The 23,706-nt window shown below is 73.6% G+C and carries 17 protein-coding genes and 1 pseudogene; 11 read left to right on the plus strand and 7 right to left on the minus strand.

Translation table 11 applies throughout. From position 1 onward, the window contains the following. Positions 1-66 precede the first annotated feature (66 nt). Complete coding sequence (glgC, locus tag ACSNN7_RS15565) at positions 67-1,299, minus strand: glucose-1-phosphate adenylyltransferase (protein ID WP_334453359.1); 1,233 nt, start codon at positions 1,297-1,299, stop codon at positions 67-69. A gap of 73 nt (positions 1,300-1,372) precedes the next feature. Between glgC and glgA the strand changes: the two genes are divergently transcribed. The 4 genes from glgA to ACSNN7_RS15585 all read left to right on the plus strand — a co-directional run bounded on the left by glgA (position 1,373) and on the right by ACSNN7_RS15585 (position 8,460). Beyond that, positions 1,373-2,581, plus strand: a complete 1,209-nt coding sequence (gene glgA, locus ACSNN7_RS15570) for a glycogen synthase (RefSeq protein WP_436681505.1) — start codon at positions 1,373-1,375, stop codon at positions 2,579-2,581. 38 nt (positions 2,582-2,619) lie between these two features. Continuing rightward, on the plus strand, positions 2,620-4,770 hold the full coding sequence (locus tag ACSNN7_RS15575) for a maltotransferase domain-containing protein (protein WP_436681506.1): 2,151 nt from the start codon (positions 2,620-2,622) through the stop codon (positions 4,768-4,770). Beyond that, a complete protein-coding gene (gene glgB / locus ACSNN7_RS15580; RefSeq protein ID WP_436681507.1) occupies positions 4,758-6,860 on the plus strand; it encodes a 1,4-alpha-glucan branching protein GlgB in 2,103 nt (700 codons plus the stop codon). The genes ACSNN7_RS15575 and glgB overlap by 13 nt, the downstream gene beginning before the upstream one ends. A gap of 316 nt (positions 6,861-7,176) precedes the next feature. After that, entirely contained in the window at positions 7,177-8,460 is a 1,284-nt protein-coding gene (locus ACSNN7_RS15585; protein ID WP_436681508.1) for a hypothetical protein, read from the plus strand. A 38-nt stretch (positions 8,461-8,498) separates the two neighbouring features. On the opposite strand, the gene ACSNN7_RS15590 is transcribed toward ACSNN7_RS15585, so the two are convergent. Next, positions 8,499-9,542: an App1 family protein gene (locus tag ACSNN7_RS15590; RefSeq protein ID WP_436681509.1), complete on the minus strand. Its 1,044-nt coding sequence runs from the start codon at positions 9,540-9,542 to the stop codon at positions 8,499-8,501. Positions 9,543-9,660: 118 nt separating this feature from the next. On the opposite strand from ACSNN7_RS15590, the gene ACSNN7_RS15595 reads away from it, so the two are divergent. The 4 genes from ACSNN7_RS15595 to ACSNN7_RS15610 all read left to right on the plus strand — a co-directional run bounded on the left by ACSNN7_RS15595 (position 9,661) and on the right by ACSNN7_RS15610 (position 13,886). Then, positions 9,661-11,283, plus strand: a complete 1,623-nt coding sequence (locus tag ACSNN7_RS15595; RefSeq protein WP_436681510.1) for a hypothetical protein — start codon at positions 9,661-9,663, stop codon at positions 11,281-11,283. 22 nt (positions 11,284-11,305) lie between these two features. Then, positions 11,306-12,100 (plus strand): peroxide stress protein YaaA, encoded by a 795-nt coding sequence (yaaA, locus tag ACSNN7_RS15600; RefSeq protein ID WP_436681511.1) that lies wholly within the window; start codon positions 11,306-11,308, stop codon positions 12,098-12,100. 111 nt (positions 12,101-12,211) lie between these two features. After that, positions 12,212-12,862, plus strand: coding sequence for a hypothetical protein (locus ACSNN7_RS15605; RefSeq protein WP_436681512.1), 651 nt, complete (start codon positions 12,212-12,214; stop codon positions 12,860-12,862). A gap of 121 nt (positions 12,863-12,983) precedes the next feature. Further along, positions 12,984-13,886 carry a TAXI family TRAP transporter solute-binding subunit gene (locus ACSNN7_RS15610; protein ID WP_436681521.1) on the plus strand — a complete coding sequence of 301 codons (903 nt, stop codon included), beginning with the start codon at positions 12,984-12,986 and terminating at the stop codon, positions 13,884-13,886. Positions 13,887-14,004: 118 nt separating this feature from the next. On the opposite strand, the pseudogene ACSNN7_RS15615 reads toward ACSNN7_RS15610, so the two are convergent. Together ACSNN7_RS15615 and ACSNN7_RS15620 are read right to left on the minus strand one after the other, a co-directional pair. Beyond that, positions 14,005-15,411, minus strand: a pseudogene (locus tag ACSNN7_RS15615) (sensor histidine kinase); the annotation flags it as partial. Between the two features lie 10 nt (positions 15,412-15,421). Next, positions 15,422-16,078 (minus strand): response regulator transcription factor, encoded by a 657-nt coding sequence (locus tag ACSNN7_RS15620; RefSeq protein WP_436681513.1) that lies wholly within the window; start codon positions 16,076-16,078, stop codon positions 15,422-15,424. A gap of 134 nt (positions 16,079-16,212) precedes the next feature. On the opposite strand from ACSNN7_RS15620, the gene ACSNN7_RS15625 reads away from it, so the two are divergent. Continuing rightward, the gene (locus ACSNN7_RS15625) at positions 16,213-16,551 is read left to right on the plus strand and encodes a DUF952 domain-containing protein (protein ID WP_436681514.1); all 339 of its coding nucleotides are present in this window, start codon (positions 16,213-16,215) and stop codon (positions 16,549-16,551) included. Between the two features lie 60 nt (positions 16,552-16,611). On the opposite strand, the gene ACSNN7_RS15630 is transcribed toward ACSNN7_RS15625, so the two are convergent. The 3 genes from ACSNN7_RS15630 to ACSNN7_RS15640 form a co-directional block, all read right to left on the minus strand. After that, positions 16,612-18,369, minus strand: a complete 1,758-nt coding sequence (locus tag ACSNN7_RS15630) for a CDP-glycerol glycerophosphotransferase family protein (RefSeq protein WP_436681515.1) — start codon at positions 18,367-18,369, stop codon at positions 16,612-16,614. Between the two features lie 410 nt (positions 18,370-18,779). Continuing rightward, the gene (locus ACSNN7_RS15635) at positions 18,780-20,948 is read right to left on the minus strand and encodes a DUF6077 domain-containing protein (RefSeq protein ID WP_436681516.1); all 2,169 of its coding nucleotides are present in this window, start codon (positions 20,946-20,948) and stop codon (positions 18,780-18,782) included. Positions 20,949-21,091: 143 nt separating this feature from the next. Continuing rightward, positions 21,092-21,730 carry a TetR/AcrR family transcriptional regulator gene (locus ACSNN7_RS15640; RefSeq protein WP_436681517.1) on the minus strand — a complete coding sequence of 213 codons (639 nt, stop codon included), beginning with the start codon at positions 21,728-21,730 and terminating at the stop codon, positions 21,092-21,094. Positions 21,731-21,907: 177 nt separating this feature from the next. Here ACSNN7_RS15640 and ACSNN7_RS15645 point away from each other — a divergent pair, with 177 nt between their 5' ends. Beyond that, positions 21,908-22,801 (plus strand): ABC transporter permease, encoded by an 894-nt coding sequence (locus ACSNN7_RS15645; protein ID WP_436681518.1) that lies wholly within the window; start codon positions 21,908-21,910, stop codon positions 22,799-22,801. Continuing rightward, positions 22,794-23,612, plus strand: coding sequence for an ABC transporter ATP-binding protein (locus tag ACSNN7_RS15650; protein WP_436681520.1), 819 nt, complete (start codon positions 22,794-22,796; stop codon positions 23,610-23,612). Before ACSNN7_RS15645 ends, ACSNN7_RS15650 begins: the two co-directional genes overlap by 8 nt. Positions 23,613-23,706 lie beyond the last annotated feature (94 nt).

Here is a 23,706-nt window from a genome sequence, read left to right on the forward strand (position 1 = left end):
GCTGCAACCTCCAAGGGCGGTACGGACGCTCATTGCTTCCCGGCGGCGGCCGGGGTCACACCTGGTTCACGGCTCGACGCGCTGGCCCTTGCCGATCACCACGATGCCGTTGTCGGAGACGGTGTAGCGCTGGCGGTCCTTCTCCAGGTCGACGCCGATCTCCGCGCCCTCGGGGACGAAGACGTTCTTGTCGAGGATGGCCCGGCGAACCACGGCGTGCCGGCCGATCTCGACGCCCTCCATCAGCACCGCGCCGTCGACGTGCGCCCAGGAGTGGACCTTCACCTTCGGCGACACGATCGAGTTCTCCACCAGCGAACCGGAGATCACCGCGCCGGGCGAGACCATCGAGCCGACCGCCCGGCCGACCCGCTCGCCCCACTGGTGGACGAACTTCGCCGGCGGGTACGGCGGCTGGTTGCTGTAGATCGGCCAGTCGAAGTTGTAGAGGTTGAAGACCGGGTGCACGTTGATCAGATCCATGTGGGCGTCGTAGAACGAGTCCAGCGTCCCCACGTCCCGCCAGTAGCCGCGGTCGCGGTCGGTGCTGCCCGGCACCTCGTTGTCCTTGAAGTCGTAGACGTTGGCCTCGCCCCGCTCCACCAGCATCGGGATGATGCTGCCGCCCATGTCGTGCTTGCTGGTCTTGTCCTCCGCGTCCCGCTCGACCGCCTCGCAGAGCGCGCCGGTGCTGAACACGTAGTTGCCCATCGAGGCGTAGATCTGGTCCGGCGCGTCGGGGAGGCCGACCGCGTCGGTGGGCTTCTCGCGGAACGCCCGGATCCGCCGGCCGTCCTCACCGACCTCGATCACGCCGAACTGGTCGGCCATCGACAGCGGCTGCCGGATGCCGGCCACGGTCACCCCGGCGCCGGAGGCGATGTGGTCGTCCACCATCTGCCGGGGGTCCATCCGGTAGATGTGGTCGGCGCCGAAGACGATCACGTAGTCGGGCTGCTCGTCGTTGATCAGGTTGAAGCTCTGGTAGATGGCGTCGGCGGACCCGGCGAACCACCACGGGCCACGGCGCTGCTGCGCCGGCACCGGCGTGACGTAGTTGCCGAGCATCGTCGACATCCGCCAGGTCTTGGTGATGTGCCGGTCCAACGAGTGGGACTTGTACTGGGTCAGCACGACGATCTTGAGAAAGCCGGCGTTCGCCAGGTTGGACAGGACGAAGTCGACCATGCGGTACATCCCGCCGAACGGGACGGCCGGCTTGGCCCGGTCCGTGGTGAGCGGCATGAGGCGCTTGCCTTCTCCGCCGGCCAGGACGATCGCGAGCACCTTGGCAGCCATGGCACCGACGCTATCCATCCCGCTGCGACTTCACCACTCGTACGGGCACAGTTCTGCACTAGGGTGCGGGGGCATGACGGAATCGGCACGGCTGCGCGTGGATCTGCTGACCCGGGAGTACCCGCCGGAGGTGTACGGCGGAGCCGGGGTGCACGTCGAGTACCTGGCCCGGGAGCTGCGCCGACTCGCCGACGTCCGGGTGCACTGCTTCGGCGCGCCCCGCAGCGAGCCGGGCGTCACCGCGTACGCCGAGCCGGCCGGCCTGGCCGGCGCGAACGCCGCGCTGCGCACGATGGGCGTCGACCTCGAGATGGCCGCGGGCTGCGCCGGCACGGACGTGGTGCACAGCCACACCTGGTACGCCAACCTGGCCGGGCACACCGCGAAGCTGCTGCACGGCGTGCCGCACGTGGTGACCGCGCACAGCCTGGAGCCGCTGCGGCCGTGGAAGGCCGAGCAGCTCGGCGGCGGGTACGCGCTCTCGTCCTGGTGCGAGCGCACGGCGGTGGAGGCCGCCGACGCGGTCATCGCGGTCAGCGCGGGGATGCGCCGCGACGTGCTGACCGCGTACCCGGAGGTGAACCCGGACCGGGTCCGGGTGGTCTACAACGGCATCGACACCGCCCAGTACGCCCCGGACCCCGGCACGGACGTGGTGGACCGGCTCGGCATCGACCCGTCCCGCCCGAGCGTGGTGTACGTCGGCCGGATCACCCGCCAGAAGGGCCTGCCCTACCTGCTGCGCGCGGCCCGGGAGCTGCCCGCCGACACTCAGCTGGTGCTGCTCGCCGGCGCCCCCGACACGCCGGAGATCGCGGCCGAGGTGGAGGGTCTGGTCGGTGAGCTGCGGGCCAGCCGCTCCGGGGTGGTCTGGGTGGCCGAGATGCTGCCCAAGCACGAGGTGATCCAGGTGCTCACCCACGCGACGATCTTCGTCTGCCCGTCGGTCTACGAGCCGATGGGCATCGTCAACCTGGAGGCGATGGCCTGCGAGACGGCCGTGGTGGCGACCGCCACCGGCGGCATTCCCGAGGTGGTCGCCGACGGGGAGACCGGGCTGCTGGTGCCGATCGAACAGGCCGGCGACGGCTCCGGCCGGCCGCTGGAGCCGAAGCGGTTCGTGGCCGACCTGGCCGCCCGGATCAACGAGGTGCTGGCCGACCCGGCGCGGGCCGCCGAATTCGGCCGGGCCGGGCGGCGGCGGGCCGTCGAACACTTCTCCTGGGACGCCGTCGCGGCCCGCACCATGGAGGTGTACCGGTCGGTGGGCGCGGCAGGCTGACCCGAGCGCGAAGCGATCTCGCGCAGTAGGTTGTCGGGGTGAGCGGACGGTTCCCGATCGAAGACGTCTCCCCCGTCGTCGCCTGCGGTCGCTATCCGGCCAAGGCGGTGGTCGGCGAGGTGGTGCCCGTGTCGGCCCGCGCCTACCGGGAGGGGCACGACGCGCTCGGCTGCAACGTGGTCTGGTGCGGCCCGGACGGCGCGGCGCGACCCTTCACCCGGATGCGCCCCGGCGAGCCGGGCCAGGACACCTGGCACGCCGTCATCCGCCCGGACGCGGTCGGCGACTGGGTCTTCACCGTCGAGGCGTTCCAGGACCCCTACCTGACCTGGCAGAACGCGGTGACCAAGAAGATCGCCGCCGGACAGGGGCCGGCCGAGCTGGCCAACGACCTAGCCGAGGGCGTCCGGGTGCTGACGGCGGCGGCCGAGCTGGTGCCGGCCGCCGACGTGGTGCGGGTGAAGGCCGCCGTGGCCGCGCTGCGCGACACCGAGCTGGACCTGCCCCGCCGGGTCACCCCGGCGCTGGAGCTGGCCGACCTGCTCTGGGAGCACCCGGTGCGCGAGCTGGTCACCGTCGGCGAGCAGCGCCGGCTCTGGGTGGACCGCCCCCGCGCGCTCTTCTCCGCCTGGTACGAGTTCTTCCCCCGCTCCGAGGGGGCGATCCCGGCCACCGTCGACGCCCCGGCCCGCTCGGGCACCTTCGTCACCGCGATGGACCGGCTCCCGGGCGTCGCGGCGATGGGCTTCGACGTGCTCTACCTGCCGCCGATCCACCCGATCGGCCGGGTCAACCGCAAGGGCCGCAACAACTCGCTGACCGCCGGGCCCGACGACGTGGGCTCGCCGTGGGCGATCGGCGCCGAGGAGGGCGGCCACGACGCCATCCACCCCGACCTGGGTACGCCGGAGGACTTCCGCGACTTCGTCGCCGCCGCCGCCGAGCAGGGGCTGGAGGTGGCGATGGACCTGGCGTTGCAGTGTGCGCCGGACCACCCCTGGGTGACCGAGCACCCGGAGTGGTTCACCACCCGGGCCGACGGCAGCATCGCGTACGCGGAGAACCCGCCGAAGAAGTACCAGGACATCTACCCGCTGAACTTCGACAACGACCCTGAGGGCATCCGGGCCGAGGTGCTGCGGGTGGTGCTGCACTGGGTCGGCGAGGGCATCCGGATCTTCCGGGTGGACAACCCGCACACCAAGCCGTTCGACTTCTGGCACTGGCTGATCGGCGAGGTCAAGAAGGTCGACCCGGACGTGCTCTTCCTGGCCGAGGCGTTCACCCGGCCGGCCATCATGCACGGGCTCGGCAAGATCGGCTTCACCCAGTCGTACACGTACTTCACCTGGCGCACGTCGGCGGCGGAGATGCGGGCGTACTGCGAGGAGCTGGTGGCCGCGGCCGACTACATGCGACCGAACTTCTGGCCGAACACGCCGGACATCCTGCACTCCTCGTTGCAGCACGGCGGCCCGCCGATGTTCAAGATCCGGGCGGTGCTGGCCGCGCTGCTCTCCCCCTCCTGGGGCGTGTACGCCGGCTTCGAGCTCTTCGAGCACGTCGCCCGCCCCGGCGCGGAGGAGTACCTGGACAACGAGAAGTACGAGCTGCGCCCCCGGGACTGGGCCGGCGCGCAGGCGCAGGGCCGCTCGCTGGCACCCTTCATCGCCACCCTCAACCGGGTACGCCGGGACAACCCCGCCCTGCACCAGCTGCGCAACCTGCGCTTCCACGACATCGACAACCCGGCGCTGCTCTGCTGGTCCAAACACGACCCGGACAGCGGCAACACCGTCATCGTGGTCTGCTCGTTCGACTCGCACACGGTGCAGTGGGGCAACACCACGCTGGACATGCCCGCGCTCGGCTTCGACTGGCACGAACGGTTCACCGTCCACGACGAGCTGACCGGCACCAGCTACGAGTGGGGGCAGCGCAACGCCGTCCGCCTCGACCCGTACCTTCAGCCCGCGCACGTGCTGACGGTCCGCCGGCCGGCAGCACCGCCGGCACCCGCGCCGGCGGCCCCGGCCCCGGCCCCGGCCCCGGCCGAGCTGACCGTCGAAGACGTACCCGCCGACCTCTCGGGTGGCACCGCCCCGACCGCTCCCGCCCCGACGGGCGGCCTCGCGGGTGGCGCCGACCCGACCGCTTCCGCCGCTAAGGACGCCCGATGGACCAGCTGATCGCCGGCGCGACGCACGACCCGCACGCCATGCTCGGCGCGCACCCGGCCGACGGGTGGACCACGATCCGCGTCATGCGCCGCGGCGCGGGCGACGTGATGCTGCGGATCGGCGACGAGCGGCACCCGATGAAGCGGGTGCACGACGTCGGCGTCTTCGAGACCCGGGTCGAGGGGACCGTGCTCGACTACCGGATCGAGGCCGACGGGCAGGTCACCGACGACCCGTACCGCTATCCGCCGACCCTCGGCGAGCTGGACCTGCACCTGATCGGCGAGGGCCGCCACGAGCGGCTCTGGGAGGCGCTCGGCGCCCGGGTCTTCGACGAGGGCGTGGCGTTCTCCGTGTGGGCGCCCAACGCCCGTGGCGTCCGGGTGGTCGGCGACTTCACCGGCTGGGGCCCGGACGACGGCTGGCCGATGCGCTCCCTCGGCTCCAGCGGGGTGTGGGAGATCTTCGTGCCCGGGGCACGGGTCGGCGCCCGCTACAAGTACCGCATCCTCGGCGCCGACGGGCAATGGCGGGACAAGGCCGACCCGCTCGCCGCGTACGCGGAGGTGCCCCCGGCCACGGCGTCGGTGGTGCACCACTCGACGTACCGGTGGTCGGACGCCGACTGGCTGCAGCGGCGGGCGCGGCGGCAGCCGCACCAGGAGCCGATGAGCGTGTACGAGGTGCACCTCGGCTCCTGGCGGCCCGGGCTGGGCTACCGGGAGCTGGCCGAGCAGCTGACGGCGTACGTCACCGAGATGGGCTTCACCCACGTGGAGTTCCTGCCGGTGATGGAGCATCCGTTCGGCGGTTCCTGGGGCTACCAGGTCACCGGCTACTTCGCGCCGACCTCCCGCTTCGGCGACCCGGACGACTTCCGGTACCTCGTCGACGCGCTGCACGGCGCGGGCGTCGGCGTGATCCTGGACTGGGTGCCGGCGCACTTCCCCAAGGACGAGTGGGCGCTGGCCCGCTTCGACGGCACCCCGCTCTACGAGCACCGCGACCCGCGGCGCGGCGAGCACCCCGACTGGGGCACGTACGTCTTCGACTTCGGCCGCCGCGAGGTGCGCAACTTCCTGGTCGCCAACGCGCTCTACTGGTGCGAGGAGTTCCACGTCGACGGCCTGCGGGTGGACGCCGTCGCCTCGATGCTCTACCTGGACTACTCCCGCCAGGAGGGGCAGTGGGCCCCGAACGTGCACGGCGGCCGGGAGAACCTGGAGGCGATCGCGTTCCTCCAGGAGGTCAACGCCACCGTCTACAAGCACCACGCCGGGGTGCTGATGATCGCCGAGGAGTCCACCGCCTGGCCCGGGGTGACCCGGCCGACCGCCGACGGCGGGCTCGGCTTCGGGTTCAAGTGGAACATGGGCTGGATGCACGACACCCTGCTCTACACCTCCAAGGATCCGATCTACCGGCAGCACCACCACCATCAGCTCACCTTCTCCCTCGCGTACGCCTGGAGCGAGAACTACGTGCTGCCGATCAGTCACGACGAGGTGGTGCACGGCAAGGGGTCGCTGGCGGCCAAGATGCCCGGCGACACCTGGCAGCGGCTGGCCAACGTGCGGGCGCTGCTGGCGTACATGTGGGCGCACCCGGGCAAGCAGTTGCTCTTCATGGGCTGCGAGCTGGCCGACGACCGGGAGTGGAGCGAGGAGCGCGGTCTCGACTGGTACCTGTCGAACGATCCGGCCCGGGCCGGGGTGCAGCGGCTGGTCGCCGACCTGAACGCGGCCTACCGGGCCACGCCGGCGCTCTGGGCGCAGGACACCGACCCGGCCGGCTTCCGGTGGATCGCCGGGGACGACGTCGCCCACAACACGGTCTCGTTCGTCCGGATCGCCCCCGACGGTGCGACGCTGGTCTGCGTGGCGAACTTCTCCGCCCTGCCGCTGGAGGACTACCGGGTCGGGTTGCCCGCCGGCGGCACCTGGACCGAGGTGATCAACACGGACGCGCAGCACTACGGCGGGTCCGGGGTCGGCAATCTCGGCGCGGTGCACGCGCAGGACGTGCCGTGGCACGGGATGGCGGCGTCGGTCGCGCTGCGGGTGCCGCCGCTCGGCGTGCTCTGGCTCCGCCGGGACTGACCGCGGGTCGAAGTTGCGGCCTGGCGGGCCAGATCGTCTCCGGGAGCCATGTTCCGTGGTGAGCGATATACCTGTGAGTCATAAATATGCCGCACAGGCATATCGTTCACCGCAGCATCGACCAGGCCTTCATTACCTTCGGTAGCCGGAGACGCCGCAGCCATCACCCTCCGTCGAACTTTTCCGCCTCGCGGTGCCGCGACGTGAACCGTCTCCACCGTCGCCGCCGTACCTCGCTCCGGATGCCGGACACCCGTGACGACGAGGCGGAGGAGCTTCGATGGCGTGGAGCAGGGGCACGACGAGCAGACGAAGGGTGACGGGTTCGGCCCGTCAGCGGAAGATCGCCGGCGGGGTCGCGCTCGCGGTGACCGCCGGCGCGGCGTTCGCGGTCGCGACCGGTACCGGTCAGGCGGCGGAGAACTGCCAGGGACTGGACACGGCCCTGCGCAACAACCTGACCTTCATCGCCGGGCAGAAGCAGAATCCGGACGCCAACTCGCCGGCCCGGATCGCCAACCGGCAGGCCGTGGTCGACCTGATCCAGCAGCGCCGCGCCGCCGCCGGCTGCACCGGCGAGGTGGACGTCGCCGGGGCCGCCTGTCCCGTGGTTCCGTGGGAGGTCGCCGTGGCCACCCGCCTCGACCAGGCGTGGGCGGTCACCGAGCAGCTGAGCGGGAAGCGAACCGGCCGGCTCGCCGACCCGCGGGTGACCCAGGCCCGGGTCCAGCGGCTCGACGGGATCTTCGGCGACGTCCGCGACATCGTGCGGGGCGCGCAGCAGGCCCAGGCCGGCAAGACCCCGCCCGGCGCAGCCGCAGCTCCCGGCGGAGGCGCAGCAACCGGCGGAGGCGCAGCAACCGGCGCAGCCGCAGCTCCCGGCGGAGGGGCGGCTCCCGGCGGAGGGGCGGCTCCCGGCGGAGGGGCGGCCCGGGCGGCCGGGATCATCGACGCGGTGGGTGGGCTGCTCGGGCAGATCGCCGACATCGTCGCGGCCGCCAAGGCTCGGCAGCAGGCCGGCGCCGGTCAGCAGGAGTCCGGTGGGCAGCAGGCCGGCGAGCAGCAGGGCGCAGGGCAGCAGGCGGCCGGCGGACAACAGGCCGCAGGTGAGCAGCAGGCCGGCGCCGAGCAGGCCGGGAACGTCGGCGGCCAGCAGGCGGATAACGCCGGCGGCGAGAAGGCCGCGAATGCGGCCGGACGGATCGCCAACCGGATCCAGCAGATTCGCGCCCGGATCCAGCAACTGCGGGCGATCGTGGAGCAGATCCGGGCGGCCCGGCAGGCGGCGCACGACCAAGCCGCAGCCGAGGACCAGGCCGGAGCGCAGAACGAGGCCGGAGCACAGGACCAGGCCGGAGCACAGGACCAGGCCGGAGCACCGGACCAGACCGCAGCACCGGACCAGGCCGGAGCACAGGACCAGGGTGCGGGCGATGCCGGTTCGGCCTACATGGTCGCCGACCCGAGCGCACCGGGCTGTGCCGACGCACCCGGGGAGCAGCCCCCCGGCTCCGCCGACGGCGGGCCGGCCGACACCGGCACGGGCACCGGTGCCGACGGCCGTAGGGCCGGCACGGTCAGTGGGTCACGCACCGGCTAGGACCGGGCGGGGTGGGCGCGGCCTGGTCGGGCTGTACGTCAGACCAGGCCCGCGTCGCGCAGCAGCTTCCAGAGCCCGGCCCCGTCCGGCGCGGAGAGCCACTTCTGCCCCACCGGCCCCGAGGAGGAGGACTGGCCGGCCGGGGCGGGCAGGCTACCGGCCAGCACCGACTGGGTCGGCGAGAGGCGACGGATCGCCACCCCGGCGACATTCTCCGGGTGGGCGGCGGCGAACTCGCGGTAGATCTCCGGGTCGTGCTGCCCGTCGTCGCCGATCAGCAGCCAGCGCACCTCTGGGAACTCCCGGGCCAGCCGGGCCAGGGTGGCCCGCTTGTGCTCCCGGCCGCTGCGGAACCAGCGGTCGGCGGTCGGGCCCCAGTCGGTCAGCAGCAGCGGACCGGCCGGGTAGAGGTGCCGGGAGAGGAACCGGGTCAGCGTCGGCGCGACGTTCCACGCCCCGGTGGAGAGGTAGAAGACCGGCGCGCCCGGGTGGGCGGTGGCCAGTCGCTCGTAGAGCACCGCCATGCCCGGCACCGCGGCGCGGGCGTGCTCGTCCAGGACGAAAGTGTTCCAGGCGGCCAGCAGCGGCCGGGGCAGTGCGGTCACCATGACCGTGTCGTCGATGTCGGAGAGGATGCCGAAGCGGACCTCCGGGTCGAGGATCCGCACCAACGCCTCGGCCGGCTCGGCGTCGGCGACGCTGAGGCGTACCGAGGACCAGCCGGGGGTGAAGTCGCCCTCGACGACGACGTCGACGAAGCCGCTCCGGTCGGCCTGCGCCTCGTGGGTGACCCCACCCGCCTCGATGGTCACCTTGACGTGCTTGGCCGGCAGGGTGGTGAAGCTGCGCCAGCCGCGTACCTTGTCCAGCCGGCCCCGCTGGCGGGTGTCCGGACGGCCGAGCAGCACCCGGCAGAGCACCCGTGCCCAGCCCGGCGCGCCGTAGCCCGCGTACGCGACGATGTTGGCCTGCCAGCCGGTGCGCCGTAGGCGACGCTCCACCAGCTGGTGCACGGCGTCCTCGATCCGTGCGGCCCGGTGCAGATTCGGTACGGCCAGCTGGCCTGCGGGAGTGGGTGGCACGCTGCAACCCTGCCACACGCGGCCGGAAGCGGCCACGCGAGAGGCGCCGGGCTCCCCGGAACCGCCCCGGCCGTCCGCCACCGCGTGACACACTCCGGTCGGGACGACGACGGGGGCGTTGGTCGTGTCGACATCAGCACCGCAGGACCGCGCGGGGCGTCCGCGGCTCGACCGGCCGGCGCTCGTCGCGCTGCTGCTCGGTGTGGCCGCGGTGGGCTACCGGCTGGTGCTGACCCTGCTGACCATTCCCCCCTCCAACAGCGACGAGGCGACCTTCGGCCTGGCCGCCGTGCACATCGCCGCCGGCCGGGAGCGGCCGGTGTTCCTCTACGGGCAGCACTACATGGGCATGGCGGAGGCGTACCTGGCGGCGCCGCTGGTGGCGCTGGCCGGGCCGAGCTGGCCGGTGCTGCGGCTGCCGCTGCTGGTGCTCTACGCCCTTTTCCTCTGGTTGGCGTACCGGCTGACCCGGCGGCTCTACTCGCCCTGGTTCGCGACCTTCGTGGTGGGGCTGCTGGCGCTCGGCACGGAACGGGTGGTTCGCGACCAGTTGACCGTGGTGGGCGGCCGGCCCGAGGTGAAACCGGCGGTGCTGGCGATGCTGCTGATCGCGGTGGCGCTGGCGCAGGGCCGGGTGCGCCGCCGGTGGGCCGCGGTCGGCGCCGCCGGGCTGCTGGCCGGGCTGGCCCTCTGGTCGGACTGGCTGATCGTGCCGTACCTGGCGGTGGCCGGGCTGCTGCTGCTCTACGCCGCCCGCCGGGAGCTGCTCGGCTTGGCGGGGCTGCTGCTGGTGGCCGGTTTCGTCGTCGGGGTGGCGCCGATGATCTGGGACAACCTCCTCGCGCCGCCCGGCTCGGACTCGCTGTCGGTGCTGCGCGAGGTCAGCGCCACCGCCGGCCCGCCGCCGCCCTGGTCGGCGCGGCTGCACGGCGGTCTGCTGGAGGGGGTGCCGCTGGCCACCGGGCTCTGCCCGATCACCGGCTGCACCCGCTGGCAGGAGTGGTTCGGGCTGCTCTACCCGGTGCTGCTCGCGGTCGCCGCGCTGCTCGCGCTGGTCGCGTACCGCCGGACCGCCGGCCTGCCCACGGCCCGGCGGGTCCGGCCGGTCGCGCAGCTCACCCTGGTCGCCGGCGCGGCGCTGACCCTGCTCGCGTACGTCCGCAGTCCGCTCACCGTGACGGACCCGCTGGGCAACGCCCGCTACCTGTCGGTGCTCCAGATCTCCCTGCCCGCGGTGCTCTGGCCGCTCTGGGCGGCGGCGGTGGCCTGCTGGCGGGGCACGGTGGGTGCGGCGGGCCGGCTGGCCGGGGCGACGGCGACCGCCGCGCTGGCCGGGCTGACCGCCACCGCCGTGGTGGCCACCGGGCTCTTCCTGACCGGGACGAAGGAGGCCCAGGAGGAGGAGCGGCAGGCGCGGGAGCTGGCCGACGCGGTGCGCCGGACCGGGCTGCGCGAGGTGTACGGCGACTACTGGACCTGCAACCGGCTCACCTTCGCCACGGGTGAGCGGGTGGTCTGCGCGGTGCTCGACGGCGCGCTCAAGCCCGGGCAGAACCGCTACCGGCCGTACTGGGAGCAGGTCGGCCGGGCGGAGCGGCCCGGGTACGTGGTGGAGGTCGGCTCCGCGGCGGAACGCCGGCTGCGCCGCCTGCTCAAGGAACAGGCCGACGCCGCCGTCCTGGTGGAGGTCGCCGGCTATCGCGTGTACCACCCGCCGACCGCCGTGCGGCCGTGGCGCTGAGCCCGGCCCGTACGCTGGCGGCGTGCTCATCCTGCTGCCGCCCTCCGAGGGGAAGGCCGACGCCGGCACGGGCCGGCGGCTCGACCTGACCCGGCTCTCCCTGCCCGAGCTGACTCCCGCCCGCCAGGAGGTGCTGGCCGCGTTGATCACGCTCAGCGGCGGCGACGAGGCGGCGGCGCTGGCCGCGCTCGGGCTCAGCGCCGGCCAGAGGGGCGAGCTGGCCCGCAACGCGCGGCTGGACCGGGCGGCCACCGCACCGGCCGGGCAGGTCTACACCGGGGTGCTCTACGAGGCGCTCGACCTGGCCTCGCTGCCGGCCCCGGCGCAGCGCGCGGCGCGCCGGACGGTGCTGATCAGCTCCGGCCTCTGGGGCGCGGTACGCCTCACCGACCGGATCCCGCCGTACCGCTGCCCGATCGGGGCGAAGCTGCCGGGGGTGGGGGCGCTGTCGGCGTACTGGCGGCACGCCCTGGCCCCGGCGATGGCGGCGGCGGCCGGCGACGGGCCGGTGCTGGACCTGCGCTCCGGCGCGTACGCCGCCACCTGGGCGCCGCGCGGTGAGGCGGCCGGCCGGACGGTGACGGTGCGGGTGCTGCACGAGCGGGAGACACCGGCCGGGCCGGCCCGCAGCGTGGTGAGCCACTTCAACAAGGCCACCAAGGGCCGGCTGGTACGCGACCTGCTGCTCGCCGGGGCCCGGCCGCGCACCGCCACCGGGCTGGTCACCGCGCTGCGTGACCTCAAGTACACGGTCGAGGAGCAGCCGACCGCCGCCGGGCGCCCCCGGCAGCTCGACGTGGTGGTCACCGAGCTTTAGGGCGTGCCCTAGCCAGGCGCAAGATTTCCTCAAGGCTGGGCCGGATCGGTGGTACCCGGCCGCTCGACGGGTGACGGTAAGGGGACCCCGACGCCGACAAGGAGCGGTCCGATGGCCCCGCAACCCACCCTGCTCGACCGGCCCCGCGTTCCGCCGCCCCCGCCGCCGATGGACTGGCTGACCCTGGGCGACGCGTTCGAGGTGGCCTGCCTGGTCCGCTGCACACCTCCGCCGGCCGCCGTGCGCGGCCAGGTCGAGCCGTACCGGCCGGTGGCGGAGTTCAACCGGGAGGACGCCGCGCTGAGGATGCGGCAACTGCTCAACCGCCTCGACGTGCCGGTGGAGCACGAGGTGGTCAGCGGCGGGCTGCGCCGCCGGTACGAGCTGCACCGCCTGCACGTGCCCCGGGAACACCGGGCGGCGTACGCGGAGCTGCGCGAGTCGGGCTGGCGGCGGGGCCGCCGTGAGCTGCTGAGCGGGGCGGCTCCCGGCGCGTCGACGGCGCGGGCGGCCTGGCGCTCCAGGCTGGCCGCGGCGGCGTGGCGGTCGGCGCTGCTGGCCGGCGGGCGGCACGTGCGCCGGCACATCCTGGGCATCCGGTTGACCGACCGGGAGCTGGCCGCCGTGCTGGTCCGCAGCGCGGCCCTGCTGGAGGTCCCGGCCCTGCTCCGGCCGGGGGCCGGCTGCTTCGTGGTCAGCGTCGCCGACGGTCCGGACCGGCTCCGGATCATGGACCGCGCGGCGCTCGCCCCGGCCCGCTGACCCGGGTCGCCCGGCCGGCCGGGCTTGCGCCGGGGGCGGTGCGCAGCGCACAGTGCTGCCCGTGAGCCGTTGCTGGACCGCCACCGCCTGGCGGCGCGTCGCCGCCCCGGCGGCGCTGCTGATGCTGCTCGCCGTGTCCGCGACCGGGCTCGGCGCGTGCCGGGAATCCCCGGCCGAGCCGGTGCCGATCCGGATCGCCACCGGCAGCCCGACCGCCGTCTACCACGCCTTCGGGCAGTCGCTGGCCGCCATCCTCAACCGCGAGCTGCCCGGCGTGCGCGCCAGCGTGGTGGTCACCGCCGCCTCCGCCGAGAACGTGCGGCTGGTCGGCGCGGGGGCGGCCGAACTCGGCTTCACGCAGGCCGACGTGCTGCCCACCGGGCCCGCCGCGCACCCGTCGACGCTCGCGGTGGCCCGGGTCTACGACGACCTGCTGCACCTCGTCACCACCGCCGGTGGCCCGGTGCGGACGGTGGCCGACCTGCGCGGCCGTCGGGTGTCGGTGGGCGCGCCGGGCTCCGGCACCGAGGTCACCGCGACCCGGCTGCTGGAGGTCGCCCGGCTCGGCGGCGACCGGGTGCGTCAGGCGCACCTCAACCTGGACGACTCGGTGGCCGCGCTGCGGGCCGGCACGATCGACGCGTTCTTCTTCTCCGGCGGGCTGCCGGTGCGCGCGGTGGACGAACTGGCGGCCGACTCGGCCACCCGGATCATCGACCTCGGCGAGTGGACCGAGCCGCTGCGCCGCAGCTACCGGGAGGTGTACGTCTCGCGGGACGTGCCGCGCTCGGTCTACCACCTCGAGCCGGTCACCACGGTCGCCAACCCGAACTACCTGATCGTCCGGGCGGAACTGCCGGAGCCGCTGGTCCGCGAGGTCACCCGGCTGCTGATGGAACGCCGGGCGGAACTGGCCGCCGCTCACCCGGCGGCCGGCCGGATGAGTCCCCGCTCGGCGATCGCCACCGCGCCGCTGCCGCTGCACCCCGGCGCGGCCGGCTGGTACCGCTCCGTCAAGCCCTGACCGGCGCGGACCCCGGCGGTCCGTCGACGCCGGCCGGTCCGGGGTCCGGCTCGGGGTCCGACTGGCCCGGGACCGTGACCTCCGTCGGACCCGTCGGGTCCTCGGCGGCGTGGCCCTCGGCAACCGGCGGTCCGGCTCCCGCGTCACCCGTCGAGCCGTCCCAGGGCGCCGGGAACCACAGCTCCGCGACCAGGCCGCGCGGCTCACCGGCGCGCATGGTCAGCCGCCCGTCGGAGGCGTCCACCAGCACCGCGACGATGGTCAGCCCCAGCCCCGCGCCGTCGATGTTCTGCGCGTCCGGCGCCCGCCAGAACCGCTCGGTGGCCTGGTCGAGCTGCCCCGGGGTCATGCCCGGCCCGGTGTCGCGCACCTCCAGGGCGGTGCCGCCGTCGGCGTACCGGACGGTCACGGTCACCTCTCCCCCGGCGCCGCTGAACTTCACCGCGTTGTCGATCAGCGCGTCGAGCGCCTGGTCGACGGCGGTGGGCACGGTCCGGGCGTACGCCGGGCCGGTGGTGTGCAGCCGGAGGGCGACCGAGCGGTGCCGGGCCAGCGGCTCCCACGCGGCGACCCGTGAGGCGGCGACCTCCGCCGCGTCGACGGTCACCCGCTGGTTCTCCTCGCGCTCGGCGCGGGCCAGGGTGAGCAGGGCGTCGAGCACCAGCGCCAGCCGGTCGGTCTCCTCCAGGGCGAGCCGGTGCTCGGCCCGGCCGTCCGGGTCGGTCAGGCTCGGCCCCAGCTCCTCCACCCGCAGCCGCAGCGCGGTCAGCGGGTTGCGCAGCTGGTGACTGGCGTGGGCCACGAACGCCCGCTGCCGGTCCATCACGTCCGAGACCGCGTCGGCCATGTTGTTGAAGCTGGCCGCGAGTCTGCGCAGCTCGGGCGGGCCCAGCCGGTGCTGCACCCGCGCGCCCCCGTCGCCCTCGGCGATCTCGTGGGTCACCGCGTCCAGCTCGGTCACCGGTCGCAGCACCCAGCCGGCCAGCCCGAACGCGGTGGAGACGCAGGCCAGCACGGCGAGCAGGCCGATCCCGGCCAGCAGCAGCCACCAGACCGTAACCGTGCGGCGGACCTTGCCTGCCGGGGTGGCGGTCACCACCGCGCCGAGCACCTCACCGCCGTCGTTGATCGGTACCGCCACCAGCAGCGGGCCGTCCACCCACGGCCAGACCGCCTCCGGGCCGCTGAACTGCTGGCCCGACAGCGCCGTGTCGCGCGCCGCCTGGGCGTCCCGGCCGCCCCGCCAGCCCGGCGAACCCACCACGGTACGGCCGTCCCGGTCGACCACCGCCGCGCCGATGCCGTACAGCTCCTCGTAGGCGGCCAGCTCGCCGCTGAGCGGCCCGGGTACGCCGCCGCGCAGCGCCGGCCCGGCCAGCGAGGCGAACCGGGTCGCGTCGGCGAGCCGGTCGGCGCGGACCCGGTCGGTCTCCCGGGAGGCGAGGGTGGCCGCCAGCGGGGTCTCCAACGCCAGCAGCACCAGCACCATCAGCAGCAGGTAGCTGGTGACCAGTCGACGACGCACCTGCCGCCCCTCACTCGCCGCGCAGCCGGTAGCCGACCCCGCGCACGGTCTCCACCAGGCGGGGTTCGCCCAGCTTGCCCCGGAGCGAGCCGACGTGCACCTCGACGGTGTGCCGGTCGGCCCAGGTGGTGCCCCAGACGTCGAGCAGGATCCGGTCCCGGGGCACCGCGACGCCGGGCTGACGGGCCAACGACAGCAGGATGTCGAACTCCTTGCGGGTCAACGCCACCGACCGGCCGTCGACGGTGACCGTACGGGCGGCGACGTCGATGCGTACCGCGCCGGCCTCGATCAGGTCCCGCTCCGGCACGGTGTGCGAGGCGCGGCGCAGCACCGCCTCGATCCGGGCCTGGAGTTCGACCATCGAGAAGGGCTTCACCACGTAGTCGTCGGCGCCCAGCCGCAGGCCGAGCACCCGGTCGCGTTCCTCCCCCCGGGCGGTCACCGCGATGATGCCCAGTTGGCTGCTGCGCCGGCGCAGCTCCCGGCAGACCTCGGTGCCGTCCCCGTCGGGCAGCGTCAGGTCCAGCAGCACCAGGTCGCAGGGGGCGGCGGAGAGCGCCGCGGCGACGGTGGCGGCGTGCTCGACCTCGTACCCGCGCCGGGTCAGCGCCGAGGAGAGGGCGGCGGCCACCCGTCGGTCGTCCTCGACCAGCAGGATGCGCACCGGTGACCCCCATTCGTCGTACGGATGACGTGCGAATGGTGGCAGACGAGCGCGACGGGCGGGAGGCCCGGTCCCGGCCGGCGGACCCGGCCGACCGGCCCCGGGGCGGCTGGGACGGGTCGTACGCTGCCGTCATGATCTACAAACTGGTGACGGTCGACGAGTGGGCGCGGGCCGGTGTCGACGGGTACGTCCCCGCCTCCGCCCTGGACCGCCAGGACGGATTCCTGCACTTCTCGGCGGCGGACCAGATCGTGGAGACCGCCCGGCGCCACTACGCGGGCGCCACGGGGCTGGCCCTGCTCACCGTCGACCCGCAGCGACTCGGCGACGACCTGCGCTGGGAACCGTCGCGCGACGGCGCCCGGTTCCCGCACCTGTACGGCCGGCTGCCGCTGGCGGCGGTCACCGCCGTCGCGGAACTGCCGGCGGACGTGCCCGCCGCCGAGGCGGTGGCCGACCTGCTGCGCTGAGCAGGGAACGGCGAGGGGCCCGGGACGACCGTGTCGTCCCGGGCCCCTGGTGCCGGTCAATCAGTGGCAGAGCCGGCTGATCTCCTCGGAGAACCGCTCCATCGGGTTGGCCTCGGCCGGGCCGAGCAGGTAGGTCTTCAACTCGCGCCGGGCCTCGGTCATCGGGTCGTCGCCGGCCCGGGTGAGCGCGAGGATCTTCTCCAGCTCGCCGCAGTCGGCGGAGAGCAGGTACGCCGCCCGCGAGGTCGGGAACTCGCGGCGGAACTCGTCCTCGGGCAGCCCGCTCGGGTTGGCCACCACGTACGGCCGCTGGCTCTGCACGAAGTCGGAGACCACGCTGGAGACGTCGCTGATCAGCAGGTCGGTCTGGTTGAAGCAGTCGAACAGCGCCGGCACCCGGCCGGTGACCACCCGGTGGCCGGGGCCGTCCAGCGAGGTGGCGTCGACGTCGCCGCCGGCCGCCCGGACCAGCGCCACGATCCGCTCGTGCGCGGCCTTGGCCTCCTTGGACCGGGAGCCGGTCAGCGGGTGCGGCTTGTAGATCAGCCGGACCGCGGGCGAGGTGCTGAGCACGCCCTTGACGATCCGCTCCCCCATCAGCACCACCGAGGTGTGGTACGGGTCGTCCTCCAGCCAGCCCTCCCAGGTGGGGGCATAGAGGACGGTGAACGGCCGGTCCTGCGCGGGCGCGCCGAAGGTGTGCACCCCGGCGAGCTGCGGGCGTCCGATCTCGACGATGTCCTCGTCGCGCACGCCCACCCCGGCCCGGGCGTAGCGCTCCCGGCCGGCGAGGCCGGCGACCCACACCTCGTCGTACACCTTGCTGTACGGGTTGACGCTGGCCGCCTTGTCGCTGTCGCCGTGGCCGACGAAGACGTGCTTCATGCCCGGCTCGCGGAGCAGGTGGATGTTCGCGCCGACGTTGGCGGCGTAGAGCGCGGCGCGGACGCTGCCCAGCTCCAGGTTCATGAAGTCGACCCCGGCCGGTACGCAGACCACCGGCAGCCGGGTGTCGGCCAGCTCGAGGAAGGCCTCCTTGCTGCGCATCAGCACGATGCCGCGCTGGTTCAGCGCCTCCGTCGGGGCCAGCCACATGTTGGCCTGGTAGACGTCCTTGGCCGGGCCGGCGAAGTAGAGCGCCACCTCGGGCCGGTAGCTGTCCAGCCAGCGCTGCAGCACCGGCAGCACCGGGCTCTTGCCGGTGCCCCGGCCGCGCAGCCAGGTCAGCGCGATGATCCCGCCGACCACCGCCGCCAACACGGCCGCCACCGCGCCGACCACCAGGACCGGGGCGGCGTCGCCGCGCACGGCGCTCACCACGGCGGCCGGGATCAGCAGCACGTTGACCACGGCCAGCGGGATGCCGGCGAGGTCGGCGGCCCACTGCGGCGGGCGGGGCGCGGACCGGATCGGGCCCAGCTCGATGTTGCGGACCAGCGCGGAAATCGGGTTCCGGCGGTCGATCATCGTGTTGAGCGCGCCGGAGAAGACCGCGGTCACCCACACCGCGGCCGGCAGGAGCAGCAGCCAGGTCAGCTCGGTCCCGGTCAGCCGGACCGTCGCGGCGACCAGCAGCACCGTGGCGAGGTCCCGGCTGAGCTGCCGGTAGCCGCGGTTGAGGCCGACCTTCTCCAGCAGCAGGTCCGACGGCGGCGACCATCGGGACAGGGCGAACTCACCGACGACGGCGGCCAGCCCGGCCACGGCGAAGACCGGGACCCAGCCGAGGGCGCCCGCAACGAGCATGACCAGGTAGGACAGCACCAGCAGCCCGCCACGGGCGGCCGTGCCGATGCTTCCTGTCAACGTGCCGAACAACGAGTACGCTCCCTAAGAGATCGGTGACGGGCCGGGCCCGTGGTCGTCACGTCATCACCCGACGCGTGTGCACGCGTGGCAACCGGTCCCCCCGGCCGTCACGCGCAGTGATCGTCGCGGGAGCGGTCGGATCCGCCGGCGCCGAAGGCCGACCGGACGGACTCGTCCCATGGTTGAGCTCCCACATCACAGTCTGTCACGGCGGGGACCCAAGCCCTACCGGCCGCCCGCGCACTGCGACCTTAACGCGAGTGGACATTGAGGGGACGGGTGGGTGTCGGCGTCGTTTACGGCCGCAAACCGGTCGGGTCCGGTGCCGACGGCAGCGGTCGGGCCGCGCGGACCGGGGCGGTGAGCCCGCACGGCGCGGCCCGGGCGTGGTGAGCGCCGGGCCGCGCCGGCTCGTGGGCTCAGTTGCCGCCCGTCGCCTGGCCGGCAGCCGGGGCGCGGTAGCAGACCATGCCGCCGGGCGACTTGCGGGAGGCGAACCTCTCCAGGCCCAGGGCGGGCGCGGCCGCCGCGGCGAGCTTGTTGGCCCGCCACACGCAGACCGTGCCCACGCCCACCCGGCCCATGGCGGCCTTCACCTCGTCCACCGGGACCGGCTCGGTCCCGTCGGCGAACTTGGCGAGCAGCAGCCGGTCCCGCGAGAACTGGGTGTCCAGGCCGTAGTCGGTCAGGTAGAGGTCGCGGGCCAGCACCACGCGGACGCGGCTGGTGACCTGCGGCATCGCCCGCATGACCGACGAGGGGGCGAGGAGCAGTCCCTCGGGGCGGTCCTGCCGGACGATCCAGAAGGTGACGTTCTTGCGGACGTCCGGCATCCGCCAGCTCGGCTCGGTCTGCAGCACGTCGCTGGTCCACATCGGGGTGCCCGCGGTGGCGAAGACGGCCACCAGCGCGCCGGGAAGCGCCACGGCGAGGACCCGGTTCGGCCACTTCAACCGGGGCAGGCACAGCGTCGCCAGGACCCCGACGAGCACCGGCAGCGGCACGATCCAGGGCACCCGCCACAGGACGGCCCCCAGCCCGGTCAGGTCGCTCGCGGTCGAGATCACGCCCGGCAGCAGGAGGACGGTCACCGCCAGCGCGGCACCGGCGGCCAGTACGCGGGGCGCGCCCCGGCGCAGCAGCAGGGGTGACCACCACAGGGCCAGGCCGCCGATGACCCCGAGGATGCCGAGCCACAGGGAGAGCATCCAGACGAGCTGCGGCGACCGCCATTCGGCGTACGAGGCGACCGCCTGGTCGATCCCGCTGGTGGTGAGCCGGGTGACGATGCCGGACCCCAACGGGTAGGCCGACGCGGCGGCGAAGCAGACGAGCGCGTCGCGTACCCGCCGGGTGACGACGAGGATCGCGAAGGCCGCGGCGGCTGCCAGCAGCGGCAGCAGGATGACCGCGGTGGTGGTCAGCCCGACGGCGCCGACGGAGAGCAGCGCGAGCAGCGCCAGGGCGCGCCGGGAGCGGGTCTCCAGGTAGTCGGTGAGGTACACCCAGGCCAGCGGCACCAGCGCGTGCAGGAAGACGCTCTTGCCCTGGGTCAGCCGGGGCAGGTGGTAGGTGTTGTACGCGTCCGGGTGACCGGCCACCAGCACGATGTACGCCGCCGCCACGCCGAAGACCAGCAGTGCACGGCGCGGGGCCCAGCGCTGGACGATGCGCCACAGCGCGAAGATCACCCCGACGGCCAGCAGCGGAAGCATCAGGTACCACGTCGCCGACGCGGCGTGCAGGCCCAGGACGTGGGCCAGCGCCCCGATGAACACCTCGAACGAGGGGATCGGCGGGTTCGCCGAACCGGCCGGCAGGACGCCCTCGGTGAGCAGGAAGTCCCGGTAGGGGATCTCGTCACGTTCGGCCACCCAGACCGACTTGCCGACGTAGAAGACGTCGTCGAGGGAGACCCGGGCGATCAGCGTCGCGAAGTAGGCCGCTGCCAGGGCGACGACGATGACCACCAGCGCCTGGACCGGGGTGGTCGCCTGCCTCGGCGCGCCGGTCGGGACGGCCGGGGCGCTCGACCCGCTCCGAGGACGGATCGACGGCCACGCGGAGACGATCGCGACCAGCCCGAGGACGATCGCCGCCGACCAGCGGAGCGTGCCGCTGCCGTAGGCGGCGAGGAGCACCCCGCCGAGCCCCGCGCCGACCGGAAGGCCGTAGCGGCGCACCAGCCCGCCCCAGTCGGCGGTGGCCGGCTCCCCGGACCGCCCGGCCGGCCCCGCGTCCGTGCCGGTGTCCGTGTCGGTGCCGGGGTCGCTGCCGGGTTGCCGGCTCCGTCGGCGTACGCCGAGCCGCCCCGCCACGACCGCCGCGATCACCGACGTGACGACCCAGGCGGCGAAGACCACGGACGGCCGGAGGTCGAGGACCAGGTTGAGGTGGTACAGCAGGGTCCAGAGCGCGAACGCGACCACACCGGCGTCGGTCACCAGCACGGGGGTCTCGGTCAGCAGGGAGCGCAGCCGCGCCCCGATCGACCTCGGTTCGGCGGTGCCGTTCCGCCCGGCCGTCGGCCGGCTGCCCTCGGGACCCGACCCGGATCGCGCGACGGCGACGTGTTCGACGTGGGGCACAGAAGGTCCTTGTCGTCGTACGGATGAAGATGGGGGGCGTGGTGCACGGCCAGGCGTCGAGACGCCGGCTCCAGCACGGCGCGGCCAGCCTAACGGAATCCGGCAGACGGCCATGTCCCGTCAGAGGGTGACACGCACGGCACTCAGCGGACGACCGGCGCCTCACGTTGACGGGGCAGGTCGCTGCCCGCGCCGAGGCCAGCCACGACCGCCTCGACGAGGGTGTCGAGGTACGTGTCGGTGAGCGGGGTACGGGCGATGGCGAGCCGCCAGTAGAGCGGCCCGACGATCAGGTCGACCGCGGCGTCCGGGTCGGTGCCGGCCGGCAGTTCCCCCCGCTCGACCGCCCGGCCGATGAGCTGGCCGCCGAGCTCCTGCTGCTTGGCCCGCAGCACCTGTTGCAGGGTCGCGTCGATGGTCGGGTTGCGGGCCGCCTCGGCGAGCAGGTCGGGGATGATCTGCGAGGCCAGCGGGTGGCTCAGCGCGTGCGCCACCACCTGGAACAGCAGCGTCAGGTCGCCGCGGAGGGTGCCGGTGTCCAGCGCGGGCAGCTTGTTGCCGGCGGCGGCGACCACGGTCTCCAGGACGAGTTCGAGCTTGGAGCTCCACCGCCGGTAGATCGCCGTCTTGCTGACCCCGGCCCGGCGGGCGATCGCCTCGATGGAGAGCCGGCCGTAGCCGGCAGCGGCCAGCTCCTGCATCAGCGCGCGCCGGATGGCCTTGGTGATGTCGCCCCTCAGCACCGCGGCGCCGGCCGGCGTACGCCTCTTCTCGCTGGTCATCGGGGATTCTCCGCACCTGTCACGTGGGCCAATGTAGCGCAACGACGGTACGGTTGCGTCCCGACGTGTTTTGGACTACCGTCCACGCAGCGACGAGGCGGCCTCCGCACACAGCTCCCTGGAAAGATTCCATCGTCGCGCGCATCCCTTTGGCACGAAAGATCGGAGCGCCCTTCCATGGCCGACACCGCGCTGGTCGACCCCGAAACGGGCCTGACCCAGGCGCAGCTGGCCGCCCGGCACGGACTACGGGTCGCCGGTGAGCGCCCCTCCCTCGCCGAATACAGCCGCCGGCTGTGGTCCTACCGGCACTTCATCGCCGCGTACGCCAACGCCAAGCTCGTCGCCTCGTACAGCAACGCCAAGCTGGGTCAGATCTGGCAGGTGCTGACCCCGCTCACCAACGCCCTGGTCTACTACCTGATCTTCGGCGTGGTGCTGGCCCAGAACGACATGCCGAACTTCATCGCCTACCTGACCACCGGGCTGTTCATCTTCAACTTCACCCAGAGCGCGGTGCTGGCCGGCACCCAGTCGATCAGCGGCAACCTCGGGCTGATCCGGGCGCTGCACTTCCCCCGGGCCAGCCTGCCGCTGGCCGCCACCGTCACCCAGTTCCAGCAGCTGCTGGCCTCGATGGTCGTGCTGGTCGGGATCGTGCTGGCGACCGGCGAGCCGATCACCCTCAAGTGGTTGATGGTGGTCCCGGCGCTGCTGCTCCAGGCGGTCTTCAACGCCGGCATCGTGATGCTGGTCGCCCGGATGGGCTCGAAGGCCAGCGACCTGAAGCAGGTCATGCCCTTCATCCTGCGTACCTGGATGTACGGCTCCGGCGTCCTCTACAACGTCACCCTCTTCGAGCGGTTGCCGGGCTGGGCGACGACGGTGGTCCAGTTCAACCCGATGCTGGTCTACATCGAGCTGGCCCGCTACTCCCTCCTCGAACGGGCGCCCCTGCTCAACGAGTCGCTGGCCCAGCTCTGGCTGGTCGGCGCGGCGTGGGCGGTGCTGGCGGGCGTCGGGGGCTTCATCTACTTCTGGCGCGGCGAACAGGAGTACGGCCGTGGTTGACCAGTTCGAGGCGTCCAACGACGCCACCGTCACGCTGCCCAGGCTGACGGAGCGGATCCCCACCGTGGTGGTGGACGACGCGCACGTGATCTACCGCGTGCACAAGGGCGCCGGCGGGGGCAGCACCCCGGTGGCCGCGCTGCGGCGCCTGGTCAAGCGCTCCTCCGCGCCCAACATCCAGGAGGTGCACGCGGTCAAGGGGGTCTCCTTCACCGCGTACCGGGGCGAGGCGATCGGGCTGATCGGCAGCAACGGCTCCGGCAAGTCCACCCTGCTGCGCACCATCGCCGGCCTGCTGCCGGTGAACCGGGGCGCGGTCTACACGCAGGGCCAGCCCTCGCTGCTCGGCGTGAACGCCGCCCTGCTCAACGACCTCTCCGGCGAGCGGAACGTCACGCTCGGCTGCCTGGCCATGGGCATGCACCCGGACGTCGTGGCCCGGCTGGTCCCGGAGATCATCGAGTTCTCCGGGATCAACCAGCGGGGCGACTTCGCCAGCCTGCCGATGCGGACGTACTCGTCAGGCATGGCGGCCCGACTGCGCTTCTCCATCGCCGCGGCCAAGAAGCACGACGTGCTGCTGATCGACGAGGCGCTGGCGACCGGCGACAAGGGCTTCCGCAAACGCAGCGAGCAGCGGGTCCGCGAGCTGCGCGAGGGCGCCGGCACGGTGTTCCTGGTGAGCCACCAGCTCTCCTCGATCCGGGACACCTGCGAACGGACCATCTGGCTGGAATCGGGCGTACTGCGGATGGACGGGCCGACCGACGAGGTCATCCGGGCATACGAGGCTTTCTCGAACGGCAAGTAGCATCCCCGTCGAAACCGCACGGCATCGACACGGTGCCGGAGGGGGGGGGGGGGGGGGGGGGGGGGGGGGGGGGGGGGGGGGGGGGGGGGGGGGG

It is taken from the genome of Micromonospora sp. URMC 105 (genome assembly GCF_051386295.1).
GTDB lineage: Bacteria > Actinomycetota > Actinomycetes > Mycobacteriales > Micromonosporaceae > Micromonospora.